This is a genomic window from Rothia sp. HMSC08A08 (genome assembly GCF_001808385.1).
GTDB lineage: Bacteria > Actinomycetota > Actinomycetes > Actinomycetales > Micrococcaceae > Rothia > Rothia dentocariosa.
On the sequence record NZ_KV793076.1, the window covers coordinates 1 to 26,433 of the forward strand.

At 57.0% G+C, this 26,433-nt stretch carries 33 protein-coding genes, 1 tRNA gene and 1 riboswitch; of the genes, 22 read left to right on the forward strand and 12 right to left on the reverse strand.

Annotation, left to right across the window (positions count from 1 at the left end; genetic code table 11):
- From HMPREF3164_RS07350 to HMPREF3164_RS07385, 8 genes are all read left to right on the forward strand, one after another.
- On the forward strand, positions 1–501 hold a 501-nt coding region (locus HMPREF3164_RS07350; RefSeq protein ID WP_210398378.1), incomplete at its 5' end, for a pentapeptide repeat-containing protein.
- A gap of 76 nt (positions 502–577) precedes the next feature.
- Entirely contained in the window at positions 578–1,894 is a 1,317-nt protein-coding gene (locus tag HMPREF3164_RS07355; protein ID WP_070450045.1) for a hypothetical protein, read from the forward strand.
- Positions 1,895–1,993: 99 nt separating this feature from the next.
- Positions 1,994–2,521, forward strand: a complete 528-nt coding sequence (locus HMPREF3164_RS07360) for a DUF2247 family protein (RefSeq protein ID WP_070450049.1) — start codon at positions 1,994–1,996, stop codon at positions 2,519–2,521.
- A 155-nt stretch (positions 2,522–2,676) separates the two neighbouring features.
- Positions 2,677–3,165 (forward strand): low molecular weight protein-tyrosine-phosphatase, encoded by a 489-nt coding sequence (locus HMPREF3164_RS07365; protein ID WP_070450052.1) that lies wholly within the window; start codon positions 2,677–2,679, stop codon positions 3,163–3,165.
- Positions 3,166–3,168: 3 nt separating this feature from the next.
- The gene (locus HMPREF3164_RS07370) at positions 3,169–3,816 is read left to right on the forward strand and encodes a nucleoside/nucleotide kinase family protein (RefSeq protein WP_083296721.1); all 648 of its coding nucleotides are present in this window, start codon (positions 3,169–3,171) and stop codon (positions 3,814–3,816) included.
- Positions 3,817–3,980: 164 nt separating this feature from the next.
- Positions 3,981–4,184: a hypothetical protein gene (locus HMPREF3164_RS07375; protein ID WP_070450055.1), complete on the forward strand. Its 204-nt coding sequence runs from the start codon at positions 3,981–3,983 to the stop codon at positions 4,182–4,184.
- A 161-nt stretch (positions 4,185–4,345) separates the two neighbouring features.
- Positions 4,346–4,771 carry a regucalcin gene (locus HMPREF3164_RS07380; protein ID WP_070450058.1) on the forward strand — a complete coding sequence of 142 codons (426 nt, stop codon included), beginning with the start codon at positions 4,346–4,348 and terminating at the stop codon, positions 4,769–4,771.
- Positions 4,772–4,788: 17 nt separating this feature from the next.
- Positions 4,789–5,688, forward strand: coding sequence for an aminotransferase class IV (locus tag HMPREF3164_RS07385; RefSeq protein WP_070450061.1), 900 nt, complete (start codon positions 4,789–4,791; stop codon positions 5,686–5,688).
- 89 nt (positions 5,689–5,777) lie between these two features.
- Here HMPREF3164_RS07385 and HMPREF3164_RS07390 read toward each other — a convergent pair whose 3' ends face one another.
- The 3 genes from HMPREF3164_RS07390 to HMPREF3164_RS07400 form a co-directional block, all read right to left on the reverse strand.
- Positions 5,778–6,578, reverse strand: coding sequence for an energy-coupling factor transporter transmembrane component T family protein (locus tag HMPREF3164_RS07390; RefSeq protein ID WP_070450064.1), 801 nt, complete (start codon positions 6,576–6,578; stop codon positions 5,778–5,780).
- 3 nt (positions 6,579–6,581) lie between these two features.
- Positions 6,582–8,240 carry an ABC transporter ATP-binding protein gene (locus HMPREF3164_RS07395; RefSeq protein ID WP_070450162.1) on the reverse strand — a complete coding sequence of 553 codons (1,659 nt, stop codon included), beginning with the start codon at positions 8,238–8,240 and terminating at the stop codon, positions 6,582–6,584.
- 90 nt (positions 8,241–8,330) lie between these two features.
- Complete coding sequence (locus HMPREF3164_RS07400) at positions 8,331–8,930, reverse strand: ECF transporter S component (protein ID WP_004006002.1); 600 nt, start codon at positions 8,928–8,930, stop codon at positions 8,331–8,333.
- Between the two features lie 56 nt (positions 8,931–8,986).
- A riboswitch (TPP riboswitch) is annotated at positions 8,987–9,089 on the reverse strand.
- 299 nt (positions 9,090–9,388) lie between these two features.
- On the opposite strand from HMPREF3164_RS07400, the gene HMPREF3164_RS07405 reads away from it, so the two are divergent.
- Positions 9,389–9,622, forward strand: coding sequence for a DUF4235 domain-containing protein (locus HMPREF3164_RS07405; protein ID WP_070450067.1), 234 nt, complete (start codon positions 9,389–9,391; stop codon positions 9,620–9,622).
- 225 nt (positions 9,623–9,847) lie between these two features.
- Entirely contained in the window at positions 9,848–11,242 is a 1,395-nt protein-coding gene (locus tag HMPREF3164_RS07410) for an MFS transporter (protein ID WP_070450070.1), read from the forward strand.
- A 90-nt stretch (positions 11,243–11,332) separates the two neighbouring features.
- Here HMPREF3164_RS07410 and HMPREF3164_RS07415 read toward each other — a convergent pair whose 3' ends face one another.
- Complete coding sequence (locus tag HMPREF3164_RS07415) at positions 11,333–12,562, reverse strand: hypothetical protein (RefSeq protein ID WP_246822646.1); 1,230 nt, start codon at positions 12,560–12,562, stop codon at positions 11,333–11,335.
- Between the two features lie 33 nt (positions 12,563–12,595).
- The gene (gene dcd / locus HMPREF3164_RS07420; RefSeq protein ID WP_004005998.1) at positions 12,596–13,192 is read right to left on the reverse strand and encodes a dCTP deaminase; all 597 of its coding nucleotides are present in this window, start codon (positions 13,190–13,192) and stop codon (positions 12,596–12,598) included.
- 141 nt (positions 13,193–13,333) lie between these two features.
- Between dcd and HMPREF3164_RS07425 the strand changes: the two genes are divergently transcribed.
- The 4 genes from HMPREF3164_RS07425 (at position 13,334) to HMPREF3164_RS07440 (ending at position 15,868) form a co-directional block, all read left to right on the forward strand.
- Positions 13,334–13,404: transfer RNA gene (locus HMPREF3164_RS07425), tRNA-Gly, on the forward strand.
- Positions 13,405–13,654: 250 nt separating this feature from the next.
- Complete coding sequence (locus HMPREF3164_RS07430; protein WP_070450076.1) at positions 13,655–13,840, forward strand: hypothetical protein; 186 nt, start codon at positions 13,655–13,657, stop codon at positions 13,838–13,840.
- Positions 13,841–14,398: 558 nt separating this feature from the next.
- Positions 14,399–14,563, forward strand: a complete 165-nt coding sequence (locus tag HMPREF3164_RS11205; protein ID WP_168160760.1) for a hypothetical protein — start codon at positions 14,399–14,401, stop codon at positions 14,561–14,563.
- 453 nt (positions 14,564–15,016) lie between these two features.
- The gene (locus HMPREF3164_RS07440; protein WP_023133224.1) at positions 15,017–15,868 is read left to right on the forward strand and encodes an MT-A70 family methyltransferase; all 852 of its coding nucleotides are present in this window, start codon (positions 15,017–15,019) and stop codon (positions 15,866–15,868) included.
- Here the strand turns inward: HMPREF3164_RS07440 and HMPREF3164_RS07445 are convergent.
- The 4 genes from HMPREF3164_RS07445 to HMPREF3164_RS07455 form a co-directional block, all read right to left on the reverse strand.
- Positions 15,843–16,553 carry a BglII/BstYI family type II restriction endonuclease gene (locus HMPREF3164_RS07445; protein WP_070450080.1) on the reverse strand — a complete coding sequence of 237 codons (711 nt, stop codon included), beginning with the start codon at positions 16,551–16,553 and terminating at the stop codon, positions 15,843–15,845. The genes HMPREF3164_RS07440 and HMPREF3164_RS07445 overlap by 26 nt on opposite strands.
- A gap of 154 nt (positions 16,554–16,707) precedes the next feature.
- The gene (locus HMPREF3164_RS11075; protein ID WP_141744116.1) at positions 16,708–16,935 is read right to left on the reverse strand and encodes a hypothetical protein; all 228 of its coding nucleotides are present in this window, start codon (positions 16,933–16,935) and stop codon (positions 16,708–16,710) included.
- Between the two features lie 136 nt (positions 16,936–17,071).
- Positions 17,072–17,185 (reverse strand): antirestriction protein ArdA, encoded by a 114-nt coding sequence (locus HMPREF3164_RS11565; RefSeq protein ID WP_168160761.1) that lies wholly within the window; start codon positions 17,183–17,185, stop codon positions 17,072–17,074.
- Between the two features lie 156 nt (positions 17,186–17,341).
- The gene (locus tag HMPREF3164_RS07455) at positions 17,342–17,770 is read right to left on the reverse strand and encodes a recombinase family protein (RefSeq protein ID WP_070450086.1); all 429 of its coding nucleotides are present in this window, start codon (positions 17,768–17,770) and stop codon (positions 17,342–17,344) included.
- A gap of 71 nt (positions 17,771–17,841) precedes the next feature.
- Here HMPREF3164_RS07455 and HMPREF3164_RS07460 point away from each other — a divergent pair, with 71 nt between their 5' ends.
- The 6 genes from HMPREF3164_RS07460 to HMPREF3164_RS07485 all read left to right on the forward strand — a co-directional run bounded on the left by HMPREF3164_RS07460 (position 17,842) and on the right by HMPREF3164_RS07485 (position 22,288).
- Positions 17,842–18,456: a thiamine phosphate synthase gene (locus HMPREF3164_RS07460; RefSeq protein WP_070450090.1), complete on the forward strand. Its 615-nt coding sequence runs from the start codon at positions 17,842–17,844 to the stop codon at positions 18,454–18,456.
- Positions 18,457–18,458: 2 nt separating this feature from the next.
- Entirely contained in the window at positions 18,459–19,514 is a 1,056-nt protein-coding gene (gene thiO, locus HMPREF3164_RS07465) for a glycine oxidase ThiO (protein ID WP_070450093.1), read from the forward strand.
- A 58-nt stretch (positions 19,515–19,572) separates the two neighbouring features.
- Positions 19,573–19,770, forward strand: coding sequence for a sulfur carrier protein ThiS (gene thiS / locus HMPREF3164_RS07470; RefSeq protein ID WP_023133218.1), 198 nt, complete (start codon positions 19,573–19,575; stop codon positions 19,768–19,770).
- Between the two features lie 5 nt (positions 19,771–19,775).
- Complete coding sequence (locus HMPREF3164_RS07475; RefSeq protein ID WP_004005994.1) at positions 19,776–20,531, forward strand: thiazole synthase; 756 nt, start codon at positions 19,776–19,778, stop codon at positions 20,529–20,531.
- Entirely contained in the window at positions 20,522–21,577 is a 1,056-nt protein-coding gene (locus HMPREF3164_RS07480; RefSeq protein WP_070450095.1) for a ThiF family adenylyltransferase, read from the forward strand. Before HMPREF3164_RS07475 ends, HMPREF3164_RS07480 begins: the two co-directional genes overlap by 10 nt.
- A gap of 222 nt (positions 21,578–21,799) precedes the next feature.
- Positions 21,800–22,288 (forward strand): chemotaxis protein CheA, encoded by a 489-nt coding sequence (locus tag HMPREF3164_RS07485; protein WP_070450098.1) that lies wholly within the window; start codon positions 21,800–21,802, stop codon positions 22,286–22,288.
- Between the two features lie 135 nt (positions 22,289–22,423).
- Here the strand turns inward: HMPREF3164_RS07485 and HMPREF3164_RS07490 are convergent, their stop codons facing one another.
- On the reverse strand, positions 22,424–23,443 hold the full coding sequence (locus HMPREF3164_RS07490) for a zinc-dependent alcohol dehydrogenase (RefSeq protein ID WP_070450101.1): 1,020 nt from the start codon (positions 23,441–23,443) through the stop codon (positions 22,424–22,426).
- A gap of 323 nt (positions 23,444–23,766) precedes the next feature.
- Between HMPREF3164_RS07490 and HMPREF3164_RS07495 the strand changes: the two genes are divergently transcribed.
- Positions 23,767–24,255, forward strand: a complete 489-nt coding sequence (locus tag HMPREF3164_RS07495; protein WP_004005990.1) for a hypothetical protein — start codon at positions 23,767–23,769, stop codon at positions 24,253–24,255.
- A 144-nt stretch (positions 24,256–24,399) separates the two neighbouring features.
- Here the strand turns inward: HMPREF3164_RS07495 and HMPREF3164_RS07500 are convergent, their stop codons facing one another.
- Both HMPREF3164_RS07500 and HMPREF3164_RS11515 read right to left on the reverse strand, forming a co-directional pair.
- A complete protein-coding gene (locus HMPREF3164_RS07500; protein WP_004005989.1) occupies positions 24,400–25,029 on the reverse strand; it encodes a DUF4097 family beta strand repeat-containing protein in 630 nt (209 codons plus the stop codon).
- A 102-nt stretch (positions 25,030–25,131) separates the two neighbouring features.
- Positions 25,132–25,263 (reverse strand): hypothetical protein, encoded by a 132-nt coding sequence (locus HMPREF3164_RS11515; protein WP_256387506.1) that lies wholly within the window; start codon positions 25,261–25,263, stop codon positions 25,132–25,134.
- Between the two features lie 26 nt (positions 25,264–25,289).
- On the opposite strand from HMPREF3164_RS11515, the gene HMPREF3164_RS07505 reads away from it, so the two are divergent.
- On the forward strand, positions 25,290–26,360 hold the full coding sequence (locus HMPREF3164_RS07505; RefSeq protein ID WP_070450104.1) for a TlpA family protein disulfide reductase: 1,071 nt from the start codon (positions 25,290–25,292) through the stop codon (positions 26,358–26,360).
- The last annotated feature ends 73 nt before the right edge of the window (positions 26,361–26,433 follow it).

Consider the following 26,433-nt stretch of genomic DNA (forward strand, 5'->3'; position numbering starts at 1 on the left):
GCAGCGACCTTCACCCAGAACGCAGACTTCTCCGAGGTAAAATTCACCAGATTCGCTCACTTCTTTAGGGCGAAATTCATCGGGTACGCTAAATTCTCCGCAGCGGAATTCACCAAAAACGCTAACTTCTCCGCAGCGAAATTCATCGGGTACACTAACTTCTCCGCAGCGAAATTTACCGAGGCTAGCTTCTCTAGGGCGAAATTCATCGGATACGCTAAATTCTCCGGGGCGACCTTCACCCAGAACGCAGACTTCTCCGCAGCGACCTTCGAAGATAAACCAAAATTTGAATACACGCTAGATAATAAAACCTATAAAGCGAGGTTCTCCTACAAGGCCGAACCGAAAGATTATAACTTCGAGGTTTCGTATGATAGCCCCTACAAAATCGAGACCGAAGAACAAGAACATAACGGCGTTAATTTCACTATCCCCAAAGGTGCGACCCTCTTCGATCCAGACGAACCTTCTGAGCAGGAAGACAACGGTGACAGTTAACGGTATACCCACATAAAATGACAGATTAAATTTCCTTGCAAAAAAGAAAATCACTGACCCTTAGGAGTACATCAAGATGGTAGAAACACCAAGAGATAATGAAGAAACCAACACCACCAACCCTGCTGGTAAAACTGAGAACTTTGTTAGTAAGCACTTTGTACGACTATTAGTCTGGCTCGCAGTTAGCGGTGGCGTTCTGGCAATTTTTGGAACCTGGCTACTCTACGTTACAGGTTTGACTGGTGAAACCGATGCGAATCTTCGCCTTCACATCCTCTATGTCACCGGTGGCACTATTGCTGTTCTGGGACTCGTAGAGACGCATCGCAAAAACACAACAGACAGAATAAAAGCGGACGCCGATATTCAGAACTATCAGGCATCACAAAGTCACCAGACAAAGATGCTCGACGAACAAGCTCGCCAATTTACCGAAACCATCGCAAAGGAACGCGAAAAAATCGAAGCAGATAAAGCCAAAAACAAGCAGGATTATATACGACAGGTACACGCTGAGCGACGTAGTCGATACACCACAGCGATTGAACAGCTTTCCAACGATAAAGCCTCTATCCGCCTTGGCGGCGTCTACACTCTCGTGGGGCTGGTGGATGAATGGTTAGCAGATGAAATAGCCATCCCCAATATTGAGGAACGCCGCAAAGAAGGTCAAGTCATTATCAACAATCTCTGCGCCTATATCCGCTCACCTTTCCTTCTTGCAGAACGCGCCGAGCAACTAGATGAACCCTACGCAAAAGACCTACAGGAAGATTTCGCCGGAGATAAAGACAAGTTTGATGCAGACAAGCGAGCCTTTGCCCAAGAAAAAGCCGCTTTAGAAGAAGAATGCCAGATACGTCAAAGCATCATCAAAGAAATACGCGAGCACCTATCTAAAAATTATTCAGAATCAAGCTCTTGGTCAGATTTTGATTATGACTTCTCACACGCCCATTTCTTCTATCCTGTTAACTTCATCAACAGATATTTCGGTGCTTCATTAAATTTCTCCGGAGCGACCTTCGCCCAGGAGGCTGACTTCTTCAAGGCGACCTTCACCTGGCGTGCTGACTTCATCGGGGCGACCTTCACCTGGCGTGCTGACTTCTCCTGGGCGACCTTCACCCAGGACGCTAACTTCTCCTTGGCGACCTTCAAATACGAACCAATATTTGTATACACACTAGACAATAAAACCTATAAAGCGAGGTTCTCTTATAAGGTCAATCCAAAAAATTATAACTTCGATGTCTCTCCTAAGAGCTGCAAAATCGACACCGAAGAACAAGAATACAACGGCGTTACGTTCAGGATCCCCAAAGGTGCGATACTTTTCGACCCGGACGAACCTTCCGATCAGGAAGATAACAACAGCAACGACAGCTAAAACCGTCTTGAATAACGCAGCTTACATCCCCTAGGGGGTTGGTAATACGCCAAATGCTGTGTTACTCGCGGGGCTACAAAGATGGGAAGCAACTACTAGATGCTGAGTACGTATTACATAGGCTATGAAGGTATCAGAAAGAGTGCCCTCACCTGGCAGGGTTTACGCTGGGGGCTCGCGCAGGGATACATCAGCCGCGCGGATATTCTGCGATACGCATCCGATCGGCTGAAGGAAGACTCCAGTGACCTAGAATACAAGCTCTACCAGTGCAAACCCGAACACGCCTACCGGGTTGATGGGATTCTGTCCGAACTCGCGCAGCACGAAGACTCCCCTGAACTCACCAACCCCGACCCCGGAAGCACCGACCCCCGCCACGCGCTCTGGCTGTACCTGCTACTCAAACATGTGTATGAGCACCGCAAGAACTTTGACGACCCGCTGGGCGAGGTAGAAATTCTTTACGCCGATTTTGGCTACCCCAAGGATGTGACCCCGTTCGTGCGATACATGCCCCCGACCGACTATGACCCTTCAACATACACTCGCCAAGAGAACATCGACAGACTCTATGCTCTGTGGGAGGCGTACTTGCGCGAGGCTAAAACCCGTTTTGAGGTGTAACAGCCAAAACTTGCCTGCCTATCTAGAAGAGTTTTTTGCATTCAGAAGCGATAAGCTCTTCTGAATGCAAAAAACTCTTCTGAATAGAAACGACGCTTCGGCAGGCAGCCCTAATACCGCTGCCTTTCCTGTTCCGCTGGCATACACTTAAAACCATGTACCGCATCATGACTGTCTGCACCGGAAATATTTGCCGCTCCCCCGTGGGCGAGTACCTGATTCGTGAGCACGCGCGCCAGGCGGGGCTTGAGGTTGAGGTTGCGTCCTCCGCCATCACGGACTACGAGATCGGCAACCCCATCGACACCCGCGCCGGGCGCATACTCACCGCGCGCGGCATCGACCCCAGTGGGCACCGCGCATCCAGATTCGTTGCCGAAGACTTCGACCGCTACGACCTGATTCTGGCGATGGACACCCCGCACTACCTGCACCTGAAACAGCTTGCGCGCACCGAAGACGACAAAGCCAAAATCCGTATGATGCGCTCCTTCGACCCCGCAATGGCGGGCAAAAACCTGGACGAGCTGGGCATCTACGACCCCTGGTACGGGCAGATGCGCGACTTCGAGTACACGACCGAGCTTATCGACACCGCGGCGCGGGCGCTGATCGCCGAGCTGAGCGCAACCCCGCAGGACTAACGCATGGGTGTGTGGAGCACAGGTTTCGGCAACGGCTACGAAACCAACAACGTTGAAGAAATCTTGGAATTCTGCCTGAAAACATACCGCGGACTCGCCCTGCCGCCTACCGACGAAGACGGGATACCACTCGATACCAACGCCCTCAGCGACGCCGCATTACCGCTTATCATCGGTATCGACGGGCGCAGCGGAAGTGGCAAAACAAGGCTCTCTGAGCTCCTAGAGCAGTCCTTATCTGCCGAAGGAATCGGTGTGCGCGTGCTCCACCTAGACTCTATCTACCCCGGCTGGGACGGGCTTGAGGAAGGCACAAAAGCGTGGCAGAAAATCTCGCGGAACCTGCGCAGCGGCAAGCCCGCCAGCTACCGGGAATGGGACTGGCACGCGGATGCGCCCGGCACCGAACACACGATCGACCCCGCTCAGGAAACCGTGATTATCTGTGAGGGTGTGGGGGCAATCGCCGGTACCTGCGATGTGCGCATCGTGGTGAGGGCGCCCGACGAGCTGCGGTACAGGCGGGCTATAAACCGCGACGGCGATATGTACCGCCCGCACTGGGAACGCTGGGCGGCGCAGGAAGAAGCCCTCCTCGCTGCATACTCCGCCACGTATGCGCAGGCGGACATCATCTACCGCACGGCGTAGTAGCCCTCTACCCTGCCGTTTGCTGTACCCGTGTTTACCCTCCCCTGAGATAAAGAGCCTTGAAACGTGAATAAAGAGTTAGAAATCCAGCTTTATTCACGAACAAGGCTTTTTATGTGCCCAGCGGCGGCAAAAAAGTTTAGCACCCACGCCACTTACGCCGGATGCGCGCATCCGCCGTGATGGGCACGATTCAGGCGCTTCTGGGCGGACTTGCCGCGCCCCTGGTTTCGCTGGGCGGCGAGGGCTCCTATATGCCGATGGCGTTCTCAATTCTGGGCTTCGCACTGATGACAGCACTCGTGCTCTTCACAACCCCGCGTAAGGACGCCGACTATGCGGCAGACGGCGGCGAAGGTGGGCGCTAGCGCTTCGCATCGAGCGTGTTAAGACTTTGATCCCCAAGAAGCGGGTTTTTGCCGAAAAGGTGAAAAAATATCATCATTTTCGAGCAGAAACCCGCTTCTCCTCGTAATCGCCCTAGCTGCTGGTATCCTGATAAATCCTAAGATTTTTAAGGAGGCTGACCGTGAGCACTGACGAAAACCTCACAAGTGCAGAGATCATCAAACGGTTCAACCACTTCTACGACTGCTGGCTGGATTCGATCACCGTAACCTATGCAAAGGGAACAGCTGTTCGTCTGCGATTCTGCGCGGTGGACCGGACCCATGTAGACGGCGGCTGGGAGAAGGCCGCTACCGACGACGTCTGGCGGCACGTCACCGTAACCCTGGAAGATATTTCGGACTACCGGGTGCAAGGCCCGTTCATCAGCATATGCAGCGGGGTTCATGTTCTCGAACGGGACGGCAAAATCGGGCTCGATATCGAAGGGGACAACGACAACCCCGAAACCTTCGAGGACATCGCCGAGGCAGACATATACTTTATCGCCGAAAACGCCACCTGGGAGCTGGGCCCGCTCGGCGTGCACTGCTGTGAGGGCACGTGAGCCACTACACTGGAAACATGACTAGTTCCGTGATACTCCTAAATTCAGAAAACCCGCAAGGCGTTTCCGTAGACCCCACCCAGCCGCTTATCGGCGTGGAAGACCAAGGATTTACCCGTGGCGACGGCGTTTTTGAGACCATGCTCGCCGTTGATCGGCGGGTACGAAAACTTGATATGCACCTCGCCCGACTCGAATCTTCGGCGCGTATGCTCGACCTGCCCGAACCCGACCTGCGCCAGCTTCGGGATGCGCTGGCAAACCTTCTCACCCAGGCCGTACCCGGCGCTCACACGGAACTTGGCGAAGAGCATATTGTCAAAATCATTATCTCGCGCGGGCTGCCGAATGCTTCTGCGGGAATGCCCGCCGGGCCATACACCCTGCTCATCGCATCCCCGGTACCCGAAACTACCGTGAATCAGCGACAGAACGGCGTGAAGGCCATGCTGCTGCCGCGCGGGCACGACCCCGCCGACAACACCGCATACCCGTGGCTGTTGGCGGGCGCGAAAACCCTGTCGTACGCAGTCAATATGGCGGTTTTGCGGTATGTGCACAGCCGGGGTGCGGATGACGCGATTTTTATGACCGACAACCGCCGCATTCTGGAGGGGGCAACTTCGTCGGTACTGATGGCGCGTATCGAAAACGGTGTAAAGACGCTGTACACCCCCGAACCGAACCACGGAATCCTGCCCGGTACCACGCAGGGCGCTATTTTTGAGGCGGCGCGGCGCGACGGCTGGGAGCTAGGCTACGGTCCGCTGTACCCGCAGGATCTTTTCGAGTCAGATGGGGTGTGGCTCGCCTCGTCGGTGCGTCTGCTCGCCCCGGTCACGCACCTGAACGGTACGGCGTTAGCGCACGATGCGCAGCTCACGCACCGGTTCTTGGAATACCTGGCACAGGGCTAAGGTACAGGGAGCGGCGCAAGGCTGATACTTGCGCCGCTACCTCAGCCCGGTTTTTCAGACCCGAGTACCTGGCGGCAGCTTCGGTGCGGCTACTGCCACAAGAAACGCAAGGTTCCTAGTCCCAGCGAAACCCCGTAGGCGCACGCCACGATCACGGCGGCGGCAACCGCAACATACGCATCACGCCGGGAATAGGCGGGCACGCGCGCCCAGGAACGTTTGCCGGTACCGAAACCACGCGCCTCCATCGTGACCGCAAGGCGCGAACCGCGGCGAATTGCCTGTACCATGAGCGCGAAGGCCTGCCCTGCACCGGTTTTGATGCGCCCGAGCGGGCCCTGACCCGCACCCAGCCCACGTGCACGCCGTGCCTGCCCCAGCGTATTCCACTCCCCAAATAGGATGCCGACAAGGCGTAACGCCGCCAACGCGGCAAGCACGAAACGGGCGGGCAGGCGGAAAGTTTGGGCAAGCGAATCACCCAGGTCGGTTGGGTCTGTTGAGAGCACAAACGCGAAGGTCGGCAGAATCATCGCCAGGGAACGAATCATCATCGAAAACGCCGCCGCGAGCGACCCTTCCGTGATGGTGTTCAGCCCAAAATCGAGTAGTACGGCACCGGTTTTATTAACAAGGATCGCCACACTCCAGCCGGTGGTCAGCACCGCGATCAGGATAGGCCAGCTGCGCGCCAGCAGGTTTACCGGTCGAAACCCGACCGCAATAAACCCCAGCAGTTCCAGCCCAAAGATGATACCCGCGGTTATCGGGTCTTGAATGAGGATTGCCGCAAGAACCAGCACGCCCGCAACCACTAATTTGACACCCGCGTTAAGCCCGCCAAACCAGCTGTTGCGCTCAGCACTCGGCCCGAAAAAATCGGTATTCATGCGCTACTTCCCTTCCTGAAGACTCCGGTCTGCGGGCTCATGCGGCAAGCTTTCAAGCGTGATGCTCCGCCCGCCCAAAGCCGCCGTAAATTCGAGATCGTGAGTCACCGAGATCACCGCAACCCCCTCAGTAAGAAGCCCGCGAATCAAGCGCACCAGTTCGCCCCAGGTGCTCGCATCCTGACCGAAAGTCGGTTCGTCAAGAATCAGCACGCGCGGCGCCGTCGCCAAAGCGGATGCAACCGACAGCCGGCGTTTTTGCCCGCCCGAAAGCGTGAACGGGTTGGCATCTAAAAGCCCTTCTAAACGCAAGCGTTCGGCGAGGGAGGCGGTGGCGGCGGCGAGCGCATCATCATCAATTTTTTCGCGGCGCAGGGCGGCGAGGCGGCGTGGCCCGAGTTCGAGTTCTTCGCGCACGCTGCCGCGCACGAATTGGTATTCGGGTTCTTGGAAAACGTAGCCGATGCGCCCGAGCAGTTGGGCGGGGGTCCAGGAGGGAATATCCCAGCTGGCGGCTGTTTTCTCGCGGGTGAGGGAGCTTTCTGCCGTTGGGTTTTGGTCGAACTCGCGCAGTGCTTCGTGCGCGTGCAGGGTTCCGTTGGGGGCGTAGAGGAGCCCGGCGAGAGTGAGTGCGAGGGTTGATTTTCCGGCGCCGTTGGGGCCGAGAATGCTCAGGTGCTCGCCTTCTCGAATGCTCAGGTTAATGCCCCCGCGCAGGGTAGGAATATCCAGGGGTACGGATGCGGGTTCCGGCATGGTTTTGAGCTGTCGTCGGCGTGCCCGTAACTGTTTTTTGCTCGGGAATTCCCGCGTAATCGCAAGGTTTTCGGCGCTTAGGAGCATGCGCCCGCTCGGTACCGCAGCGGCGGCGGGTTCGGGAACATACCCGGGCACCCACACACCGTTGGCGATGAGGGTTTCGCGAGCTTGGGCGAGCACGGTTTCGGGCGCGCCGTCGTGGGTGATGCCTCCATCGGCACCAAGCACGATGACGCGGTCCATATGCTGCGCCCACACGCCCACCCGGTGTTCGACGACGATCAGGGTGGCACCGGTTGCCGTGACCGCCTGCACCACGGCATCGCGCACCTGCTGAACGCCTTCGGGGTCGAGGTTTGCGGTGGGTTCGTCAAGCAGAATGGCGCGCGGGTGCATCGCCAGGATTCCGGCGAGCCCCAGGCGTTGTTTCTGCCCGCCCGAAAGCGCATTCGTGGGATGCTCATGCGGCAGGTAGCCGAGCCCGACGGCGGCGAGCGCATCATCAACGCGCGCCCAGATTTCTTCGCGTGCGACCGCGAGGTTTTCGGGGCCGAAGGCTACGTCATCGCCCACGCGGGCGAGTACGACCGATGATTCGGGGTCTTGCTGCATGAGTCCGATGAGTCCGCGTGCGTCTTCGGGGTCTACGCCGTCGATGCGCGCGCTACCGCTTTGGCTCTGCCCGTCGTGATCGTGCAGCACCCCGGCGATAGCGTGCAGGAGCGTTGATTTTCCTGCGCCGGAGGGCCCCAGCAGCAGTACTTTCTGCCCGGGTTCGATGCGCAGGTTCACGTTCGAGAACGCGGGTTTTTCGCGCCCGGGGTGGTGCCAACCGAAGTTGTGAAGGTCGATTGCGGCACCGCGGGCGGGCGCATCGGGGGCGGTACTGTGGGGTTCGGTCATGGTTGCATCCTGGGTTGCGGGTGGTTCAGGATGTTCCGTGTTTGAGGGTTTGAGCGTTGAGATAGGCTGTGACATACGCCTGCCTGCCCGTTATCCGCGTGCGGTACGTGCCTGCACGCCGGAGGCTAGCGAGGCGAGTACCCCGGTTTTAGCGAGCGCTTTCGTGAGTCCCCAGGAGAGTACCCCGGCGAGTACAATTCCTGAGACGACCGCGCATACCACGTAGATGACGGCTTTGAAGATTTCCATGTCTGGGTAGTAGATGATGATTTCGTTGACGCCCATGAAGAGCCCGCTCAGTGCGCCTGCGAAGGCTGCTGTGCTGAGGTTCCAGACGCGGTATCCGAACACGGCGAAGGCGATTTCTGCGCCGATTCCCTGGAAGAATCCGGCGATGAGGATTGATTGGCTCCAGGCGCCTCCGGTGAGGAATACGGAGATGACGGCGGCGACGATTTCGCAGTAGAGCGCGGCGCCGGGCTTGCGGATAAGGTACCCGCCGAGCACACCGGCGAGCAGCCACATACCGGCGACGATGGGTCGGTATTCAGGAACCGCCGCGAAGAGTGTTTTAGTGGCGGGGTCTACGGCAATATCCCAGATCCAGAAGATTACCGCGCAGGCGGCGGCGACCACAGAGACGATGACGATTTCATTGACCCGCCAGCTGAGGCGAGATTTTTGAGACATATTTTCCTCCCATGATTGGAAGGGGAACATCCACACCCGTTGCGGGTGAGGTGTTGAGAAAACATATTTCGACTCCCTACGCCGGTACTAACCGGATCAGGTTCGAGGGTCTGCGTTGCACTCTCAGCGCCCGTCTGCGGCGCTCCCCTGTCGTGTTGCTTCGAGAGTTCGAAGCCTATAAACGTTTACATTCTATGCTGTATGAGTCGTTTTCTGTGAGTTCGTTGAGCTTTTGAATCGGTTTATGACAAGAACGTGCGGCAGGTCGGTAATATGATTCCTTGATTTGCCGCTAGTATACGCCTTTCAGACCCGCAATACTGTGCTTTTTCTCACATTCTAGAGTTTTTACCCCGATTTTTCGTGTATACGCGCGTTAAAACAGGTCATGTTCTCTGCATCTGAGCCGCAAAGCCGATAGGCTAGGGATAGTCACTTCTGATTTTTGAGGAGAAGATATGAACCCCGTAGCAAAGATTGCTATCACCGGTGCCAATATGGCCGCCGCCGCCCTGACAAGCAAAGGTCTTGGCGCAGCGTGGAAGCGTGTGACCGGTAACGAACCTCCTGCCATCGGCCCCGAGTCCGAAGACACTCTGCGCAATGTTATTGTGTGGACCGTCATCACCTCCGTGGTGGGTGCCCTGGTAAGCGTCGGTATTGCCCGCGCACAGCGCCGTTTCTTCTCATAATTTCACGGTGTATTTTGGGTGGATGCGCCGCCCCCGCAGCCTTCCCGCTGCAGCGGTGTGCGCATCCTTTCTGATGTGCTGAATAGTCTGCCTGTTCAGAAGAGAATAAGGCACTCGGCAGGCTGGGAGGCGATGCCTACGGCAGTGTCGCCGGGGTAAGCCACGAAACCAGCAGCAGATTGAGGGCGCCTAGCTGCGTCTTACACGAAAGTGAACACATCCGTTATGACCTCACACGTTCCCGATCACAGTACAAGCCGCCGTTCGGTCACGTCCTGGGTACTGTGGGATGTTGGCTCATCAAGCTTTGGCACTATCATGATGACCTTCATCTTCACGGTCTACCTCACCAGCTCCTATTTCGGGTCTACCGAAAGTGCTTCTGCAGCTCTCTCTTTGGGATTGACTGTCTCCGGGGTCTGCATTGCGTTTTTTGCTCCGGTCAGCGGCCAGCGCGCCGATAAATCCGGTACAGGTATCTTCTGGCTGGGTGTGAACACGCTCAGCATGGTGCTTCTTTCTGCTCTGTGTTTCTTCGTGGAACCTAACCCCGGGCACCTGTGGTTAGGCGTGATCCTGATTTCTGCGGCGAATATCTTCAGCGAATTCGCCGCCGTGAACTATAACGCCGTACTGCCGCGAGTTTCAACCCCGAACAATATTGGCAAAATCTCTGGAATCGGCTGGTCGGCGGGTTATGTGGGCGGTCTGGTGGCCCTGATTATCGTGTTGTGGGGGTTTATTTTTGAGCCTAATGGGCTGCACCTGAGCACCGATAACGCTTTCAATATTCGTGCGGTAACGTTGTTTTCCGCCCTGTGGTGCCTGGTCTTCTGCGCCCCCATCCTGATTCGGATGCGCCGACGCAAACACGTGTTGCCGGAGGTGCTGCCCACCCGCGAGCTCAGGTTCCTAGAACGCGGTCTCTCGCGTCTTTCCCCAGCGCGGCAGGGAGGACTATTCGCCTCCTATAAAGAACTGTGGCGCACCATTGTCAGACTTCGTAAAACTGCCCCTCAGACTCTCTATTTCCTGTGTGCCAGCGCTATCTTCCGCGATGGTTTAGCCGGTATCTTCACCTTCGGCGGTGTGCTGGCGGCTGGTTCCTTCGGATTCAGTACTTCGGATGTCATTATTTTTGGTGTTGCCGCCAATGGTGTTGCTGCCGTAGGCGCGGTGCTGGGCGGGTACCTGGATGACTATCTGGGCCCCAAAAAGATTATTATTTTCTCGCTGGTAGGCATCCTGATTGCTGCCGTGCCCCTGCTCTTGTTCCCCTACCCTATGACCTTCTGGATTTGCGCGCTCATTCTCGCCCTTTTCGTGGGACCCGCGCAGTCCTCGTCGCGTACCTTCTTGGCGCGTATCGCCGATCCCGGTACGGAAGGTGAGCTCTTCGGGCTGTATTCGACAACAGGTCGCGCAACTAGCTTCTTGTCCCCCTTGCTCTTCGGTCTGTTCGTCACGATTTTTAATGCTCAGGTGTGGGGTATTCTCGGCATTATGGTCGTGGTGCTGGCGGGCCTGCTGCTGGCCCTGCCGTTAGAATCGCCACAAGCGCTTCACCTGCGCAAGGCACGCCGCGCCGAAAAGAAAGCGGCCAAGGCGGCGCAGCGGTAGTTCTTTACTCACCTACACCCCTCCGACCTACGAGTCTTAACCCGCGAGCAGATAGCGAATTGCTATCTGCTCGCGTATTTATTGGGTTTTTTAGTTCGAGTCTTCTTCGGTATACAGCGGATCATCTACGGTGCGCATCGTGAGTATGCCGCTTTCGGATAGCTGCTCAACGACCTGGCGATGCGCATCCTCGGGCAACCCCTCAAACAACTCACGCATAACCTCGTAGTGCTCCCGCACCGTCAGTTCGTGAGCGGCGTTAATCCAGCACTCTGCCGCGAATGCGGAAAGCTCATCCAGTGAATCTCCGTGATGCAGCAGGAATCTTTCTCTATCCACCAGATACCCGGTGGTGCCGAACATGCGTTGAAGAACCTGCGTACCGTTAGGGTATACGTTCGGCAGGCGGTCGGGCACCTCAAAGGTCTCGTACTCGTCCACTCTCTCGGAGTTCGGGAGCACAGCATTCTCGGCGAGAAGTTCACGCACGAGCGGCTCAATATCTTCAACCTCGGAATACACCAGCCGCCATACGCCGCCGCACTGCTCAAACAGGCGAATAATCGAGAGCACACCTTCGGGGTTGAGCGCCACGCCGGAGGTCTGCTCGGCAATCGACATGAGCGCATCCCCCAGGCTCACACGCTCAAGATAGGGTTTCGTGGGCTCATCGGTGCGCCCCACCATGACGACGCGAGTGGCTGTATAGCTCGTATCCTCACAGTCCGCCGCGTTCAGACCCAGCTCAACGGGGTTATGCTGTTCCTTCGGCTCGTCGTCAGAAACAACCAGCGACAGCGGCTTTGGGTAGGGGTAAATCTCACGGTCGGCACCCACGATCGTGGTTTCGTCCGTCAGATAGGTGAACTTCTTCCCCAGATACTGCGCGGCAGTCGTCTTCCCCCGCCCCGAAGCACCCACCAGCACCAGCGCGCGCTTCGTAGCAGGGTCGCCAATGGCGGCGGCGTGCAACATAGTACGCTTACCCGCCAACTGCTGAATCATCGCAACCGTCAGATTAGACGTCAGAGTCTCCAACGCCTGCTTCTCGTTCTGAATATTAAGAATCTGCAGAATCCCGAACGGGTTCACCAGGTCGGGGTGCTCATCAAACAGATTCACGCTCCCATCCGTGAGCACAATCGCGTGCGCCACAGACTGGGTTGCCTCAAGGGCATCGTGCACACTATCGAAGAGGCGCGGGGATAGACTCCCCCAGGTCTGTACGATCTGCTCGCGCAGCGCATCGGGAACACCGGGACCAAAAATAACCTTCAGATCGGCACCGGCAGGGCTTAAAGCCATTGTCTTGAACGACAAGGTATCTCCTTGAAAAAATCATGCGGACGGCGACTAGTCGCCAGATTTCTCAACGGGGATCTCTGTACGGTGAAAGTTCAGGTAGCTGCGCGATGCGGTTGGTCCGCGCTGCCCCTGGTAGCGGTTTCCGTATGCGCCGGAACCATACGGATGCTCAGTCTCGCTTGTGAGCCGGAAGAAACACAGCTGACCGACCTTAGACCCGGGCCACAGCATGACCGGCAGGGTCGCCATATTAGACAGTTCCAGGGTCACGTGCCCTGAAAATCCGGGGTCAATGAACCCTGCGGTTGAATGGGTCAAAAGCCCCAAACGCCCGAGTGAAGACTTACCTTCCAGGCGAGCCGCCACATCCGCAGGCAGGGTCACCTGTTCGTAGGTGGAACCGAGCACAAACTCGCCCGGATGCAGAATAAAAGGCTCGTCGGGGGCAACTTCCACCAGGCGAGTCAGTTCTTCCTGCTCCTGCGACGGGTCAATATGCGGGTACTTATGGTTGTCAAACAGACGGAAAAAGCGGTCGATGCGCACATCGACGCTCGCCGGCTGAATCATCGAATCGTCAAACGGCTCAAGTACGATACGGCCGTCAGCAATTTCTCGTCGAATATCGCGGTCTGAAATAAGCACACTCTAAGGATACCGACTCCAGACTCCATACTTCACCATTGCTCAAAAAGAACAGCCGACAAGTCAAAAATAAAAATCTGCGGCAAAGTGTGCGAACCGAGGCAGCACACGCTACACTAGGTTAAGTCCGATCACGGATGCGCGGCTGTAGCTCAATGGTAGAGCGCACGCTTCCCAAGCCTGATACGCGGGTTCGATTCCCGTCAGCCGCTCACATAAACCCCTAGCTTCTGTTAGGGGTTTTCGTGTGCCCAATTTTAGACGGGAATCGCTTCCAGGCGCGGATTTGGTACCTCGCTCGCTCGGAGTCCGCGCCCTCCAGCCCGTCAGCCGCTCTTAAATGCTCTGGTATTTGCCAGGGCTTTTCATTTTCCTCAGCTAGCCCCGCGATAGAAATAATCGAATTTACAGTAAAGTCTATGTGTGTAGCAGTACGTTGATAATCTTTTTGTTAGGAATATTATGAATAATTCCCCCATACCTACCCCAGAAAACACGGCCTTCCCCACGAGCGAATATCCGCAATATAACGAAACAACTGAAGAGGCCATTGCAGAAACCCGAGCCATGATGGGTGGAGCGCTGACCTCCCAGCAGTACAGTTCGCCTCAGGAACTTTTCGAAGAACTTGATACCTCAGAGAGCTGACGTAGAAAACGCCTCATTTCGCAGTTTATGTACATCATCACAACAAGCTTGGCGACTTGGAGTGATGTGCCCTCTCCCTTCGCCTCCCTACCCGCAGTGAACGAGGATGAAGGCCAGCAGCGGGTTGGAGGAGAGGGGTTTGCCCCGATTGTCCGACACCGTGTCTGCTGACGCTACGGTGTACCAACCACAAGACCTCCTCATGGAGAGCGGTGGGTGCACCGATGTGGATGCCTCCTCCAGTGGCGGAAACACAGGGGACATCCACGCGGGTGACACTCGACGCACATATCGATGTGCGCGTCACCCGTGAGGAGCAACAACGCCATAAAGCGGCGTGCGCAACGCGCTGGACAGCCGTCACCATGAGGTCGAGGCACTAGCTACTCAGGCAGCGATGCCTCGGCCTCCTCCCGAGCTTGCTAGGGCAGTTGAGTAGGTTCGTCGTGTAAGGGTGAACTTGAATCGAGTCGTGCGTGCTGGCAGTGCTGTTGACGAGGACATCCTTCGCGGTGCAGTCGCTGATGTTCGCATGCTTCTCGGAGGCGAAATGAGCCTATGAGCACAGTCAATGTACAGCCCATCACGAGTGTACGGGCGGCAGGGAACTACGCGCTGTACGGCGCTGGTGTTTGGCGCGCTGAGCGCCATCTGGAGGCTCTGGAGGGGCATCCGTGGAGAGGTTGTACCTCGCGCTACTCCCCCTCACCGCAGTGCTTTTAGTTATCGGCAGGCTTACGATGGGGGGCTTCTACGCCCTTGGTTTCGGACCATTGCTGAGTTGGGTTTGGAGCTCGTTCGTTGTGGCAAACACGTGGTGGAGTAAAGCGCTGATAGCCGTAGGTACTCTCGGTGGGATTGCAGCGTTTGCGCCCGTCGTCTGGTGGGCGGCGAAGAAGATCAACGACGAGCTTCGAACATAGTGAAAGGGGGCGATGGAGATGAGGACAAAGCCGATCATGGGGTCGAGCTTGAGGATCAGCGCCGCGTGGATAGAACGACCGCTCTAAGCGCGCACAGCAAGCGAAGAGACTCGATGGTTCAGCATACAAAGGCGAGAACCCACTGGACTACCAGGCTTTGATAATGAGGCAGAAGCTGTGAGGGGGCATGACAGCACGCTCAGAAAAGATCTATTATTACTCAATTAGATCTTTATTTGGTAGACTGGGATCCATGCTTGATCCAATGAACACAAACGAGGAGTTCGCTCCCCTGCCCACCGTAGAGGGTGGGTTCCAGACCGTGCTTGCCGATCCCCCGTGGCGCTTCACGAACCGCACGGGCAAGGTTGCACCAGAACATCACCGCCTCGGACGGTACGGCACGATGTCGCTGGACGAGATCAAGGCTCTGCGGGTGGGTGATGTCACTGCGGACAACGCTCATCTGTACCTGTGGGTGCCAAACGCTCTGCTCCCTGAAGGGCTCGAGGTCATGCAGGCGTGGGGGTTCCGGTACGTCTCGAATATCATCTGGGCGAAGCGTCGCAAGGATGGTGGCCCCGATGGTCGCGGCGTCGGCTTCTACTTCCGCAACGTCACTGAGCCGATCCTGTTCGGCGTGAAGGGCTCGATGAGGACTCTCGCGCCAGGACGCTCAACGGTGAACATGATCGAGACGCGCAAGCGCGAGCACAGTCGCAAGCCGGATGAGCAGTATGACCTCATCGAGGCGTGTTCTCCTGGTCCGTACCTGGAGCTGTTCGCACGGTATGCACGTCCAGGATGGTCTGTCTGGGGTAACGAGGCGAGTAATGAGATCGAGCCACGGGGGAAGGCACAGAAGGGATATGGAGGTGGCGAGATCGACCGCCTACCGATCCTTGAGCCCAACGAGCGTATGAGCGAGTGGCTCTCAGGCCGAGTTGGCGAGCTCCTTGCCGAGGAGTATACCAAGGGCGCATCTGTGCAGGAGCTTGCGAATCAATCGGGGTACTCAATTGCGCGCGTGCGCACATTGCTCACACACAGTGGGGTACCCCTTCGCGGGCGCGGACGCCCTAAGAAAGGTCAGGTCGCATCGTAGGCGAGTTCTCGAACGTTTTCGGGCTGATCGCGATGGCGAGCAAGGGGCAGCCACCTCCGTCGCCCCGTTTCATACGAGGCAAGAGCTTCTCGAGGTTCGTGGTGGTCGTTGTCGCCAGCATCTTCTTCGCTTCATCCGACGACATTCCATGCTGGAGCCGTAGCTCAGTCGCGAAGGCGCGCAGATCGCTTTGTGTGCGGGTGACAATAACACCTACGTCAATGAAGCCCGCGTCATAGAGCGCGCGGTAAGCACCGATGTCTCGATCCAGGTTGCCGTCCTTGGCGTTCCACTCCAGATCGAGGGCAACCCGACCCTTGAAGTTATCGACCTTATACCCTTCGTTGGACACGAGGGATGACGTGACGATTACCGCCGTTTCACCAGCGGGCCTGTAGGGCATAATTCGCAACTTGAGGTCGATCTCGGTGTCCACGCGCGCCTCGCGCCAGCCTCGGGAGCGGAAGCTTTCGTTGAAGCGGCGTGCGAGACCGGACTCTTGACCACCTGCGAGGATCAAGTCGTCGCTGATAACCTCGAACCCATTGAGAACAACGACAAGCTCATCGAAGAGCGTCGGGTTAGTGGCGCGTAGAATCGTCGCAGCGTTACGTGTCTCGCATATCTGGTAGCGAGAGAGCACTTCCTCAGGGAAGACGCTCATGTGCGAGGTAGTCAGTTCCATACCTTCTAGGCTATCAAGTTCGCCTCGTTTACCAGGGGAACGACACTGTTACGCGTATACACACCCCTGCTCGAGAGCGCGTCGTGCAACATCCAGCAGGAGCCCCAGAAAGAAATGACCACGGTCACTAAGTGGTGACTGGGGTCTTGAGGCCTCATAGATCTTTGAACATATACACCTCACCTTGAGGTGCATCCAGCACGGTGTAGTCGAGCCTTGCGTACTCGTAGGCATCCTCATCGAAGTAGCAGATCGCTTCCTCAGGCCAGCCCTCTTGGATCAGCTCGATCTCCTCAACGAGGTAGTCGCTGCGCGAAGGCCAGCAGTCTCTGTACCGATCCTCAAAGGAGAAGAAGTCAGACAGATTGTCTGGGTTCTCCACGTAGGAGCCGTTCTCTCTCCCCCAGGTGAGGAGCGGCTCCCAGAGGTGCTCACCCATTGAATAGCGCACCCACAGGGAGGCTTTGACAGGTTCACCCCCCCCCCGTTCCACGCGGGAAACCTTCGTGATCAAGGTACTATAGCTCCTCATGAGAGTCGGTATTCCTGTGCAAGTCAGCAGGCGTTACGTCGGCTGCATCTTCAGCTGGGAACCAGCGACCATTGAGTACGCCAGCGTTGTAGCTGGCCAAGCACCCGATTCATACGGACGGACGGACAGTGGTTTGAACAGTCATTTTGAACCTCCAAGCAGGTGGAGGCTGGGGCGGACAGCCAAGTCTCGGTAATGGCACGCCGGAACATCCCAATCTCCAAGAGGTAGCTCGGGGTCGCGCCGTGACCCGTACTCACATCAAACAGGCATGCGGAAACAGGTGAGAGTTCTGAGCTAGTCCCTCCGCTAGGCGAGCTCGCTGTGCAAGCAACGCCATCCAGCAACCCTTCGGCGGTCGGCCCTGCTCGGCCCGCTGCCGTTGCGCGCAGGACTGTCGAGCTCCCTTCTGCTCGACCTCACCGTGTGCGACTGCGACCTTAATCCGGGCGTACATGCGACCCCCGTCTGTGCTCAGGTCAGCATCGCCGTTCGCGGTGACAAGAAGCAGCCCCCGCTGCTCTGCGCGGTCGATCCAGTCTTCGAGTTCGCGTGGCTGGCGGGTTAGGCGATCCATGTCGTAACATACTATCGAGTCGAGTAGTCCGGCCTCGTAGTCCGTGACTATGCACTCAGATGAAGGTTGTGTGTTAGCCTGAGTGGGAAACATCTGCGTGTGCCGCATCGTCGCAAAATCACCGCGACACCCGCATGAGCACGCAGGAAACACTACTTTCACAGTCGAATCGTGGTCCCATGACAACCAGTAACACCGCCGGAACCGCCACGCCTTTAGATCTTTCGCTGTATCTGGTCACCGGCGAAAACCCCGTCGAAACGGTGCGGCGGGCACGGCATGCTACATGCATACAGGTGCGTTCCAAGCCCATCAGCGCCCGCGACCTGTATGCTCTTGCCGAAGAGATTGCGCGCATCGCGCTCCCCCACCAGAAGATACTGATCGACGACCGGGTGGATGTTGTCCTTGCCCTGCGCGCTCGCGGGGTGCGCATAGACGGGGTACATATCGGCCAAGACGATCTGCCTGTCGCCGATGCCCGCCGGCTGCTGGGCGAGCACGCCATTATTGGTCTCACGACCGGCACCCGCGAGCTTGTTGAGCGCGCTAACGCCGTTGCGGATCTGATCGACTACATTGGTGCCGGGCCGTTCCGCCCCTCCCCGACCAAAGCCTCAAACCGCCCGCCGCTGGGTATTGACGGGCTGCGTGAACTTGCCGAGCTCTCGGAGGTTCCGGTGGTCGCTATCGGCGATATTTGGCCGCAAGACTGCCCGAGCATCCGCGAAACAGGGGTTGCCGGGGTTGCAATGGCGCGTGCCTTCGTGGAAAACCCGGAATTGCAGGCATAATCATGGCAGAAGTTATTACCGTGGTGGGCGGCGGAATTATCGGGCTGATAACCGCCTTTGAACTTACCGAACGCGGCCAGCGGGTGCGCGTCTATGACCCAACCCCCGGCGAGCGCGGCACGGGCGCCAGCTATTTTGCGGGCGGAATGCTCGCGCCTATTGCCGAAGTGCAGTTTCAGCAGGATGCGCTTTTCCCGCTCATGGTCTCCAGCGCGAATGCGTACCCTTCGCTCATGCGCAGGCTCGCTGCGGTAACGGATGCACCCACCGGCTACGATACGACCGGCACGTTGGTGGTGGCGGGTGACCGTGCGGATGCGGCGCATCTGCGCGATGTTTCTGACTATTACCGTTCGCTCAACCGCAGTGCTGAGGCGATTCCCGTGAGCCGGGCGCGCGCCCTGGAACCTGCACTTACCCCGGATTTGGCGGGTGCGGCGTTGATTGAGGGCGATCATCAGCTGGCGCCCCGGCTGTTTATGCAGGCTCTCGTGAAGACGCTGAAGGCACGCGGGGTCGAGTTTGTGCGTGAGCGTGTGACTGACCCGGATTTTGGGGATATTGTGTGCACCGGTTTGGGCGCGGCGGAGCAGTATCCACTGCGACCGGTTTATGGCGATATTCTGCGTTTGCAGGCGCCGCATCCGTTGGTGGAGCATGTGGTGCGCGGGTTCGTGAACGGGCGGCCCGTTTATGTGATTCCACGGCCTGGCGGTGAGGTGTGTATCGGTGCGACAAGCCGCGAGGACACGCGCACACGCCCCGGTGTGGACGGCGTGTATCAGCTGCTCAAAGATGCGATTCGGGTGGTTCCTGCGGTGGAGGAATGCGAGCTTATCGAGTCGAATGTGGGGGTGCGACCCGGAACCCCGGATGATCTGCCGATCTTTGGCTATTGCATAACGGCGACCGGGCGGCGGCAGCTGATCTCAAACGGGTATTTTCGGCACGGAATTTTACTGGCGGCACTCGCTGGGAAAGCCGGTGCGGAGGTGTTTTTGGGCGGGGATATTCCGCCGGAGTTCGCGCCATGCTCGCCGAATAGGTTTGAGCACTGATACGCGATTTGCTAGTACATACCGCCAGTTTGTGCACTAACAACGAGAGGAATAATCCATGAAAATAACCTATAACGGCGAACTATTAGACATTTCTGCCACGAATCTTGAGGCGCTGATTCTTCAGCAGGCGGGCACCGATCAGGGTGTCGCTGTCGCACTCGATGGTGCTGTGGTGCCGCGTTCACGGTGGGCGAGTACCGAAGTGCCCGAGGGTGCTAGGGTCGATGCGCTGACCGCAGTTCAGGGCGGGTAGAGGCCATGATTATTGCTGAGAAAGAGTTCTCATCCCGGCTCATTATGGGTTCCGGAGGCGCCACCAGCATGGACCTGCTCGAAAAAGCGCTGGTCGCATCCGGCACCGAGATGACCACGGTCGCGATGCGCAGGCACGCCTCGGGCACCCCCATTTTTCCGCTTCTGACTAGGCTAAATATTGCGCCTCTACCCAATACGGCGGGGTGCCGTACCGCACGCGACACCGTTATCACCGCCCGGCTCGCACGCGAAGCCCTGGGCACGAACTGGGTTAAGGTTGAGGTGATTAGCGATGAAGATACCCTGCTGCCGGATGTGTGCGAGACCGTGACAGCCTGCGAAACGCTGGTGGCGGAAGGGTTCACGGTCATGGCGTACACCTCTGATGACCCGGTGATCGCCAGGCGTCTAGAGGATGTGGGAGTCGCGGCGGTCATGCCGCTCGGCTCACCCATCGGCACGGGGCTGGGCATTTTGAACCCGCACAATATTGAGCTGATTTGCTCCCGCGCCACGGTTCCGGTGCTGCTGGATGCGGGGGTTGGCACCGCATCGGACGCCGCGTTTGCTATGGAACTGGGCTGCTCGGGTGTGCTGTTGGCCTCGGCGGTCAACCGTGCGCAGGATCCGGTGGCGATGGCGCAAGCTATGAAAGCCGCTGTTGAGGCAGGCTATCTGGCGCGAGGCGCGGGCAGGATTCCTCAGCGCGAGCACGCGAAGGCTTCCTCCCCGGCGGAGGGTCTGGTGTCATGGATGTGACCTCGTATGATCGCCCTTCGGTGCCTGACGCACCGCAGATTCTAGCGCCAAAGGACCCCGCGCAGGCGCAGGCTCTCGAAGCTGAGCGCGTATTGCGGCAGGATCGTCTGCCCGGTTTCGACCAACAGGCGGTCGCCAATGCGCATGTGCTCGTTATCGGTGCGGGCGGCCTGGGCTGCCCCGTGGTGCAGGCGCTCGCCGCCGCCGGGGTCGGGTCGATTGCGCTCGTCGATCACGATGTGATTGAGCTGTCGAATCTGCAGCGCCAGCCGTTGTTCGGGATCGCCGATTGCGGCCGGGCGAAGGCTGAGGTTGCCGCGCATCGTGCCCGCGAGATTGCCCCGGCGCTGAGGGTGACGGTGTATCGGTGGTACCTGGAGGCATCCTGGATTCTTGACCTGCTCGCCGAGGAGAACCCTTCGGTGATCGTCGATTGTACCGATACGTTTGCGACTAAATATTTGATTGCCGACGCCGCCGAGATAACCGGTATTCCGCTGGTGTGGGGGTCGGTGCTGCGGTATCAAGGCAGCGTGAGCGTCTTCCGCACGGGGTCGGCACATCTGCGCGACCTGTTCCCTACAACTCCCGCGACCCTGGAATCCTGCGCCGAGGCCGGGGTGCTGGGCGCTACTACAGCGGTCATCGGATCGCTCATGGCGACCGAAACACTCAAGTTCCTGGCGGGGCTGCCCACGCTTGAGGGGCGGCTGCTCACCTACGAGGCGTTGAGCGGCACCTTCCAGAATTTTGCCCTCTCCCCCGATCCTGAGCGGGCACCCGTGACGGATTTGAGCGCCTATAAACTGCCGAAGATTCTGCTGGATGTGCGCGAGCAGAGCGAACGCGAAACCCAGGTGAAGTACCCGGATTCTTTACACCTTCCGCTGTCTGCAGCTACCGAGGATGCGGTGCGCGCCATGTTGAAGCCGCTTGCCGGGGAACGCGTAGGCGTGTTTTGTAAGTCCGGGGCACGCGCAGCGAAGTTTATAAAGGATTGGGATGCGGTTGCGGAAGAATACAATATAACGCTGGTTGGAATTTAGTGGTTATATTTTATTTTGCTAAAAATATTTTTCAAAGCAAATAATCAGTAATTCTAATTTATTTACCATCAAGAATCTTTTAAGTGTATAACAATATTGAATAAATTATATATAGCGTTCATGCATGCTTTAGTGGAATAAAACTATGGTTGCAATTCTTAGATAATTAATTTTAGGGTGGAAATGCAGGAATTATCCGCAGTGCAGACGAAAGGATGCATTATGTCACTCGAAAACACCAATCTTTCTCGCCGTAACCTTCTGCGCGCCGGTGCGCTGGGCGTCCCTGCCGCAGGCGTACTCGCTTTCGGCTCCACCCTCGTGACCGCAACCTCCGCGAACGCCATCTCGGCCGACGGCTGGTGGGGATCCGAGACCTCAGCCGGGTTCCAGCGCTTCATGAACACAGTTATGGGTGCAAACCTTATTGTCGATGGGGTTATCAGTGGTCAGGATGCAGCTATGCAGACCTGGTGCCCTGGAATCGTCGGTGGTTGGGAATGGGTTCCCTACTACCAGGCCACGGGTTCACCCGCTATAACCTACATGCATAAATGGCTGGGCAACAAGGCTACAGAAGACGGCAAGTTTTCTCCGACTGACATTGCTGCACTTCAGAAGCACTACGGTGTCTCCGTAGATGGCTCGCTCGACGGTCCGTCCCAGACCATCAAGGCTTTGCAGAACGAAATTAACCAGTGGGTTGGGTAAATTAACTAATCCTCAAGCCGCGCCAGGTATCGGCTGTTAGGTTCGGTACCTAAAAAGGCTCTTTATTTCAATAAAGCGGATTTTCTAATGCTTTATTGAAATAAAGAGCCTTTTTTTTGGCGAAAAATTAGGGGACTATTTATCGATACTCAACATCACCTTGGGGCGTTCCCGCTCCCCCGCTTCCAGGCGCTCGAAGGCGGCCTGTGCATCGTCGAGGCTGTAGCTGCGATCGATGAGCGTGCCCAGCTCATCCCGGTGCTCCCGCACGAACTGCGCGGCAGCCGCATAGTGGTCGATGCCGTGACGGACGCCCACCAGGTACTGCCCCCGCAGGGCAAACTCCGAGGCATCAAGATCGGTCTGCGCAGGCGGGAAACCAATCAGCACCGCCGTACCCCCGTTCCTCAGCAGGGACGGTGTAGCTTGCAGTGCCGCTGCGGAACCGGAGCACTCCCATACAGCATCCCAGTCTCCGGCAGGGAGCGCATCCACGGTCTTGTAGGCTTGAATCCCAAGTTCGGCAAGGTGCACGGGCTGCGAGGGATCAACCACCGCAACCTCAATGGGGTACTGCCCCAGCACCAGCGCCGCGAGGGTGCCGATCGTGCCACCACCCAGCACGAGTACCCTATCGCCGGGTTCTGGGGTGGCTTTCGCTAGACCTTCTAAAACCGTCACGAGGGGCTCGATCAGAATATATTCGGGATGCGGCTCTGCGCTCGAACCGTCGTCAATGACGGTCAGCACGTGCGCTGGCATCACAAGCTTTTGCGCCGCCGCCCCACCATGCTCATAAAGACCAACTTCACGCAGGTTCGTGCAGAGGTTACGCCGCCCGCACTGACAGAAATTGCATATCAGGCAGGGAATCATGGTGCTTCCAGTGACCACGGCACCGGTTTTTAATCGACTGTCATGAGCGGTCTGCGGCGGGGTCTCGATCACACCCACCCACTCATGTCCATAATGATGCGGATACTCGGTCAGACCGCGCCGCAGATAGTTTGAGGTGCCGTCGTACAGCTCAAGATCGGTCCCGCAGATGCCCACATAGGCAACTCGAATGAGGGTCTCATCGGGGTGTTGGGGCTGCGCATCTTCGATCTCGCGCGCTTCGACGCTCCGAATTCCGGTGATAAAACTAGCTTTCATCGTTATCTCTCCCTGCGTTCTCATGCGGTCTCTTTAGACTATCCATCCGCAATAGACGAGTTCAAGGACTATAACACCACTGGGGCACAATATTTTATTTTTCGTACATCATTCATTAAATAAACATATTCCACTATTATTTAAAATGCTTAAAAATTTTATTCGTATATAATAATATTTCGCTCATGAATATACCCAGAAAAAGTTTAAAAAGTTTTTATTTAACTTTATAGAAGAATAAATTTAGGATTGATATTTGCCAACGAATCCTTTTACAGTGAAAATGCAGGAATAACCTGCATCACCGATGAAAGGATATTTTTATGTCCCTCGAAAGCACTAACCTTTCCCGCCGCAAGCTCCTCAAGGCAGGCGCCATAGGTGTTCCCGCCGCAGGTGTACTCGCCTTCGGCTCCACCCTGGTCACCGCAACCTCCGCCAACGCCATCTCCGCCGACGGCTGGTGGGGCGAAGAAACCAGCGCAGGACTGCAGCGGTTTATGAATGCCGTCAGGGGTGCTGGTCTTGTCGTTGATGGGGTCATTAGTTCACAACCCGCTCGTGAAGCTGCTCGTTGTCCAGGAATTGTGGGCGGATGGGAATGGGTAGAAGATTACCATGGGTCACCCACTATTTTGGCAATGCAAACCTGGTTAAAGCTCCGTCGTGGCTCTGGAGCCACTTCAACGATGAATGGTAAGACTATTCGAACTCTTCAACAACATTATGGGATCTCCCCAGATGCTCGCCTCGACGGTCCTTCCCAGACCATCATGGCTCTCCAGAACGAAATCAACCAGTACGTCGGTTAACGTTCTACCGCTGAGCATCATGCCACTATGGGTAGATGCTAAAAAGGCTCTTTACTCCACTAACGTGGCGGAAAACCCGCTTTAGTGGAATAAAGAGCCTTTTTATGCGACCGGGAAGAGACCCGGCAAAGAAGCGTACAGCGCCTACGCCAGCGTTACGGACCCGCCGATGCAGTTGATAAACACGCTGGGCTGCCCCTTCGCATTGTGTGAGTCGCCCGGTTCGCACGGCTGATCCAAAATCTGCACCTTGCCCGAAACATCCTCGATACGGTACCCCGGCATCTCGGTGAAAGTCCCGGTCGTTGTCACCGAGCCGCCCGTGACCGTGAGAGTCGCATCCTCAGCAACCGTACTGTCTACCATCTTCACGGACGAAGATTTCGCGGTCACCTTCGCATGTGTAAACGATGCGTTCAAACAGCGAATGGTGCCCGTGGTCGCCGCCAAATCTGCGTGCGTGGTGCGCACCCCTTCTAGGCGGCATGTTGAGTTTGTCTGAACCCGCAGAACGTCAAGAAAAGAATCGTGTGGAAGGCTGATAACGATCTTCGGTCCCCCAAAGGATAAAAACGAGGTGCGCTTGGCAAACTTGGATTTCCAGTAGCGTTCCCGCTGAACAATCTGGATCACACCATCTTCGGTGCTTACGTCAAAAAGTTCTTCATGCGGTAACTCTGCAGTCGCATCCTGGGTTTCTGCTGCGGTAATAGCGACCTCAAGGTCGAGTGCTTCAACAGCTAAAGACACGGGCTCAGGCAACGCGATAGGCATACACTTAACTCCCTATTTTTTATCACGGTGACGAAGGCGCAACCCGGCGCACAGCCTGGGCATCCGGCGCTGACTCTGCCAGTCACCTAACACCTTCATGAGCTATTCTACCCCGGTATTATTCCGACTCCGAACACGAAGAACGTGCTGCCCTCCCCATAAATTTATGCCGCCGGATGCGCCCCCATATCCGCCGTGCAGACCCTCACCAGGCGTAAAATCTGTGGTAGACACAAACTCACTCAAACTTTCAAGGAATCATGTCTGCTTTTCCGAATGTATCTTTTCTTCTCTGTACGGCGCTGATCGCCATCACTCTGGCGGTGAGCGGGTTCGCCAAGGCTAAGGACCCTTCCAGTACCGTCACGGGTATTCTCAACCTGGGGCTCGAAAAAATTGCTCCGCTGAAGCTCACCGCGCGCACACTCCCCTGGGTCGAACTGCTTCTGGCATTAGGGATGCTCGCAGCGCCGGGTGCTCTCTTCACCGTAATATCGGGCATCTCCCTGGTTCTCATGCTGTTCTACCTGATCGTTATTGCGCGGGCACTTGCCACCGGCCGCACCGCGGGGTGCAATTGTTTCGGTTCAAAATCCGCCGCACCCGTGAGCCGCTATACGCTCATCCGCAATATCGCGTTGACCGTAGCCGCAGCTACGGTTTTTGCCGCGTCTTTGGGCTCAGGTCGAGCACTTATCTACGAGCTGTACAACCTCAACTCTGCCGATTGGGGCTGGGTGCTCGGCGCCGCCCTGATTACCCTCACCATGTGGGCGGTACAGCGCGGCGAGGCATTGGCTGAGCCAGATTTCGGCGAAAGCGATGATAACCATCTTCTGCTTCCCGTCTATGAGGATCGCGGCGACGGCGAAGAATACGTGCGCATGCCCATTCCGTACGCAACCCTGCATACGCTCGACGGCAAGAATTTTTCGATCCGCGAGCTCGCCGAGCTCAAGGCGCGGGTGCTGTTCTTCGTCTCCCCCACATGCGGCGCCTGCCTGTCGATCTTCGACAAGCTGGCGGGCTGGGCGTACAAACTGCCGCAGCTTGAGCTGCATCCTGTTTTCAGCAGTGAGAGCAACGCAAAGACTGCGTCTGTACCCGAGAGCATTACCCCGCTGGTAGATCCAAAATTTGCGGCAATGCACGCTTTCGGCCGCGGCACCCCACTGGCGGTAGTACTGGGCTCTGACGGACTGTTGGCGGGCGGGCCGGTGCGGGGCGCATCCGATGTATCCGATGTTATGGATCAGTTGATTGAGGAATTCACCGGCGCCGAAAACTCGGATGAACACAGCGAGCAGAATACCGTCGGGCAGACGCCCTAGGAGGCGCGTTCTTACCCGTATGCGGTACGATACCCCTACGTTTGCACACACGCTATCTATTCATCTACCACCG